This is a genomic window from Arenimonas sp. GDDSR-1 (assembly GCF_025980345.1).
Lineage (GTDB): Bacteria > Pseudomonadota > Gammaproteobacteria > Xanthomonadales > Xanthomonadaceae > Arenimonas.
Window position 1 is genome coordinate 1 of the sequence record NZ_JAPDUI010000087.1, and the last position, 5,116, is coordinate 5,116.

The window sequence follows — 5,116 nt, forward strand, 5'->3', positions numbered from 1 at the left end:
CTGGTCTGGAAAGCCAATACCTTCAAAGCGGGCTGGGAACAACTGGGCGGCAACGGCCGCTACGGCTTCGCGACCCCGTTCGCCACGCTGCATGCCTTCAACGGCTGGGCCGATAAATTCCTGAATACACCGGTCGATGGCCTGGACGATGCCTACCTCGGCTGGAACCGAAAATTCGGCAAGGCCACCGCCGCCGTGGCTTGGCACGATTACCGGTCCGATGCCGGCAGCCGCCACTACGGCAGCGAATGGAACGCATCGCTGGCCTATGCCTTCGATAAGCACTGGGCCGGTCTGCTGAAACTCGCCGACTATCAGGCCGACAGCTTCGCGCGCGATACCCGCAAGCTGTGGGTCAGCGTCGAATACGTGTACTGAGCGCCGATTGCGTTTCACCGAAAAAGCCGCCGGATGGCGGCTTTTTCATGCCATCCCGCACGGGCCTCAGGGCTGCGCCAGCGTCCGCTTCACGGCGGCCAGGAAATCCGGATCGGGCACTGGGCCGAGATTTTCGGTGCGCGCCACGATGCGGCCGCTGCGGTCGAGCAGGATCATCGCGCTGGTGTGGTTGAAGTCACCGCCTTCCAGTTGCCGGTAGCGAATGCCGAGCACGGCGGCGGTGTTGCGCACGCCGTCGGCATCGGTGTGCGCCAGCGTCCAGCGCGCCGTGTCCAGGTGCCGTTCGCGGCTGACCGCCCGCAGTACCGCCGGCGAATCGCGCTCCGCATCCAGACTGATCAGCAGGACGCGCAGCCCGCCGCGTTCGGATTCGCTCAGCGCATGCTCGACGCCTTTGGCGCTGTCGATGATCAGCGGGCAGATGTACTGGCAGGAGGTGTAGAACATCGCCACGATCTGGGCCTTGCCCTGGCGTGATGCCAGCCGGAACGCTGTCCCGTCCTGGTCGGTGAAGGTGCCGCCGGTCTGCAGCACGGAATCCGGCGGCAAGTCGCCGGCATTCGCATCCAGGGGCAACAGCATCAGCAGGGCAAGAAAAAGGATTTTCATCGGAACCTCAGGGTATCGAACGGGCACAGCGGAAACCGAGATTGGAGGTGCTGTTGACGGCCTCCAGCGAGGACAGCATGGCTACCCGCATCATCACCGCGAAATCTTCCTTGTCCTCGATGGCAAGCGCACCGGCGCCGCAGAACTTGGCCTTGTCCGGATCGGATTGGGTGCGGTTGTCGCCGGACACCAGCATGGCGGCGTAATCCTGGGTCCATTCCCAGACCAGACCGTGCATGTCCTGGATGCCATAGGCATTGGCGGCTTGCCGGCCGACCGGCGGCAACGTTCCGCTGGACGGCTCCGCATACCAGCGCAGCAGTTCTTCGCGCCAGGCCGGATCGGAACGCGCATCACGCCGTGTCCGGTCCGCGGCAGCCACGTATTCCCATTCGTTCCAGGTCGGCAGGCGGGCATTGAGGGATTCGCAGTAGGCCGTGGCGGCGAACCAGCTGATGCGGGTCACTGGTTGCTGCGGTGCTGCATTCGGCCCCGGCACCAGCGGTGACTGCCAATGTGACAGGTAATGGTCGGCCTCGACGAAAACCGGCGCGGCACGGCCGCGTTGCCACTCCGGGTGCTTGCGCACGAATGCCAGGAAGTCGGCATTGCTGACCGGCGTCCGCATCAAGGCGAATGCCGGTACTTTCACCGGTCCAGTGACATCTTCGTATTTCAGCACCGATCTGAATTCGCCGGCCGGAATATGCACGAATCCGCTGCCGGCATGGCCGGCAGCGGGTATCAGCGCGATTGCGAGCAACAGGCTGTGCACGGTCAGTGTGCGGCACCTTTCGGGCGCGGCGTGTTGGCGCGGACTTTGGCGACATCCGCGGCACTGAGTTGGCCGCCGTTGTTGCCCCAGCTGTTGAGGACATAAGTCAGGATGTTGGCGACTTCATCGTCGTTGAGCTGGCTCATCGGCGGCATCACCGAGTTATAGGTGGCGCCGTTGACGGTAACCGGGCCGCTCAGGCCGTTCAGCACCACGCCGGCGGCGCGGACGGTATCGGCATTGAGGTAGTCCGATTTCGCCAGAGGCGGAAATACATTCGGAATTCCGGCGCCGTTGCTCTGGTGACAAACCGAACAGGTGCCGTTGAACAGCGCCTCGCCGGCCTTGATCTGCTGGGCTTTGGTCAATGTGCCACCGGCCGAAGCCACGGCCGCCGCCGATACCGGCGCGGAGCTGACCGCTTTGTCGCCCAGATAGACGCTGTCCACTTCCTTGCCGGAATAAACCGCTTTGTTTTCGGGACCCTCGGTCTTCACCATCCCCAGTGCGCCTTTGTTGAAGGCTCGGAAGATTGAATGGTCGACGATGACGCCGGTGCCCGGGACTTCCGCCTTGTACTCCACGATGGCCGAGCCGCCGGCCGGAATCAGCGTGGTCTGCACGTTTTCCTGGTATTTGCTGCCGCCCTCGGTGTAGACCTTGTCGAAGATCTCGCCGATCACGTGGAAACTCGACACCAGGTTCGGCCCGCCGTTGCCGACATACAGGCGGACGGTATCACCGACATTGACCTTCAGCGCCTTGTCGCCCAGAAGCGCGCCCTCGGAACCGTTGAACAGCACATAGGTCGGGTTTTCATCGATGGCCTTCTGCATGTCGAACGGCTGTATGCCCTTCTCGCGGTATTTGCCGACCGTATAGAAATCGCCCTGCATCACGTAGTATTCCTTGTCCACTTTCGGCATGCCCTGCGGCGGTTCGACCAGAATCAGACCATACATGCCGTTGGCAACGTGCATGCCCACCGGCGCGGTGGCGCAGTGATACACGTACAGGCCGGCGTTGAGGGTCTTGAAAGTGAACTGGGACGCATGGCCGGGGGCGGTGAAGCTCGAAGCGGCGCCGCCGCCCGGGCCGGTTACGGCATGCAGGTCGATGTTGTGCGGCATCTTCGAGTCGGGATGGTTCTTCAGATGGAACTCCACGGTATCGCCCTGACGCACGCGGATGAAGCTGCCCGGAACGGTGCCACCGAATGTCCAGAACGTGTACTTGACGCCTTCGGAGATTTCTTTTTCGACTTCGCGCACTTCCAGATCGACGATGACCTTTGCCGGCGTTTTACGGGTGATTGCCGGCGGCACCATCGGCGGACTGGTCAGAATGGCATGAATCGGCTCGCCCTGCGGCGGACCGAAATCGCCGGCGGCCGAGCCACCGGTATCGGCGGGGTTTTTCGCAGCGGTCACCGTCAGCAGCGCGGCACCGATCATCAGGGGCAATATCAGGCGTTTCATGGGACCTCCATCCGTGTGTAGATGAGGCCACAGTACGCCGATTCCGCCGTCGCGTCCCTGACCTATGTCAATCCGCCTGAAAAAAGAAAAACCAGCCCAACGGCTGGTGCGTGCGCGCCACCGAATACATGAACGCGTACACCGTGACTGCGGCGACGAAGCACAATGCGCGCGTGCGCCGGCTGCGGCCGCGTTTGAGCGCGAAGCTGCCGAGTGCCACATACAGCACCAACAGCGTCAGCTTCACCGCCAGCCAGCCGTTGGCGAACACCGCGCCCGGCAACATGGTGGCCAGCATCAGTGCCGCGGTCAGCAATACGCTGTCGATGCCGTAGCTCAGATAGCGCAGCGGCGCCGACATCGCCCAGGCGCGGCCGGAGAGCACCAGCAGGCCGCGCACGGCGAACAGGCCGCCGCTGGCCAGTACCGCCGCGACGTGTACCGATTTGATAGGTACATAGAATTCGATCATGGCCTTATCCCGGTTGTCCGTCGGCGCGCGGCGTCAGGTAGATCCACAATGAGCGCAGGCCCCAGGGCAGGAACGCCAGCAACCACAGCAGTCCGGCCGCGCCGTACCAGAGCAGGATATCGGAGCCCAGCTCGGCGCCGATGCGGACTACGGCGGCGACCTGCACGGTGATGAAAGCGAACGCCGCGACGCCACCTAATTGCAGCGGCCGGCCGGAATGGCCTTGGGTCACGCGCGTCACCATCGCCACCAACAGGCTGCCGAAGAAGCCGATGAACAGCGCATGCGCCGGCGCACGGCCGAGCAGGAATTCGCCGGTATTGAGCAACCACAGGCTCTGTGCCGCATACAGCAGGGCGGCCAGCGGTAGCCAGGCGAAACCGAGCATCAGCACCGCCAGCAGCGCCGGCATGCGCCGCCGCGGCCACCAACGCCACAGCAGCCATGCCGAAAGCGCGGCCAGCGGCAGGTCGACCAGCCACAGGCCGGCATACGCGTGCGCCAGCTCCAGGCCCAGATGCGCCATCGCCAGCAGCCAGAATGCGGCCAGCGCCGGCATCGGCCGATAGGCGCGGTAGCCCGGCAACGCGGCGCCGGCGAAGAACGGCAGCATGCGGTGGCAGACGGTGACATACACCGGCAGCAGCAATCCGAAGCCGCCGAATTTGATGGCCGCGAACATCCAGTGCGGATCGCGGCTGAACAGGTAGGCGAACACCAGGCCGATGCCGGTCAAGCCCAGCAACAGCGCCACGAACGCGCTGATGGCATGCCAGGTGGTGTTCGGGTCGCGCCATAACAGCAGGGCCAGATACACCGTGCCGGTCAGCCAGCCGGCCGCGGTCAACAGCCAGCCCAGGAACAGCAGGTGCTCGTAACCGAACAAGGAGACCAGGGTCAGCGCCTGGCCGGCCAGCAGGCCGAAACCGACCGGCAGGTAATGCCAGCGGCTGAACGCCGGCAAACCCATCCAGCGCGGGAACACCGTCAGCAGGAAGCCGAAGATGAAGGACGGCAGCACCTGGTACTGCATGATCAGCGCGTGCATCCAACCGGCCGGAATCGCCAGCTGCGGCACATCCAGCATCGGCCAGCGCGAATTGAGCAGCCAGAACGTCCACCAGGCCATGGCCAACAGTACGTTGCCGGCGCCGATGAAGAACATCAGCCGGTGCGGCGCGGCCGCCAGCAGGCGTATGTCGGGCAGGTTCTTGAGTTCGCTTTCGATCGACATGGGGGCGCTCCCGGCTGTCCGGCTCAACCGCCGCAGCCGCCGCAGCATTCCGACGGCACGCCTTCCAGCGCCGAGGCCGCGACCGGGAAGCCGGCATCCGCCATCAACGCCAGTACCTCGGCGCCGCCGAGGCAGGTGGAAAAGCGCAG

General features: G+C 64.4%; 5 protein-coding genes and 1 pseudogene. 1 reads left to right on the forward strand and 5 read right to left on the reverse strand.

All coding sequences use genetic code 11. The features are described 5' to 3' along the window. A pseudogene (locus Q0W88_RS10240) lies at positions 1 to 378 on the forward strand (hypothetical protein); the annotation flags it as partial. A 66-nt stretch (positions 379 to 444) separates the two neighbouring features. On the opposite strand, the gene Q0W88_RS10245 reads toward Q0W88_RS10240, so the two are convergent. From Q0W88_RS10245 to Q0W88_RS10265, 5 genes are all read right to left on the reverse strand, one after another. Further along, entirely contained in the window at positions 445 to 1,008 is a 564-nt protein-coding gene (locus Q0W88_RS10245) for an SCO family protein (RefSeq protein ID WP_297803206.1), read from the reverse strand. A gap of 7 nt (positions 1,009 to 1,015) precedes the next feature. Then, positions 1,016 to 1,783: a formylglycine-generating enzyme family protein gene (locus Q0W88_RS10250; RefSeq protein WP_297803209.1), complete on the reverse strand. Its 768-nt coding sequence runs from the start codon at positions 1,781 to 1,783 to the stop codon at positions 1,016 to 1,018. A 2-nt stretch (positions 1,784 to 1,785) separates the two neighbouring features. Further along, positions 1,786 to 3,261 carry a copper-containing nitrite reductase gene (gene nirK / locus Q0W88_RS10255; protein WP_297803212.1) on the reverse strand — a complete coding sequence of 492 codons (1,476 nt, stop codon included), beginning with the start codon at positions 3,259 to 3,261 and terminating at the stop codon, positions 1,786 to 1,788. A gap of 67 nt (positions 3,262 to 3,328) precedes the next feature. After that, positions 3,329 to 3,733 carry a SirB2 family protein gene (locus Q0W88_RS10260; RefSeq protein WP_297803215.1) on the reverse strand — a complete coding sequence of 135 codons (405 nt, stop codon included), beginning with the start codon at positions 3,731 to 3,733 and terminating at the stop codon, positions 3,329 to 3,331. Positions 3,734 to 3,737: 4 nt separating this feature from the next. Further along, positions 3,738 to 4,967 (reverse strand): NnrS family protein, encoded by a 1,230-nt coding sequence (locus tag Q0W88_RS10265; RefSeq protein WP_297803218.1) that lies wholly within the window; start codon positions 4,965 to 4,967, stop codon positions 3,738 to 3,740. Positions 4,968 to 5,116 lie beyond the last annotated feature (149 nt).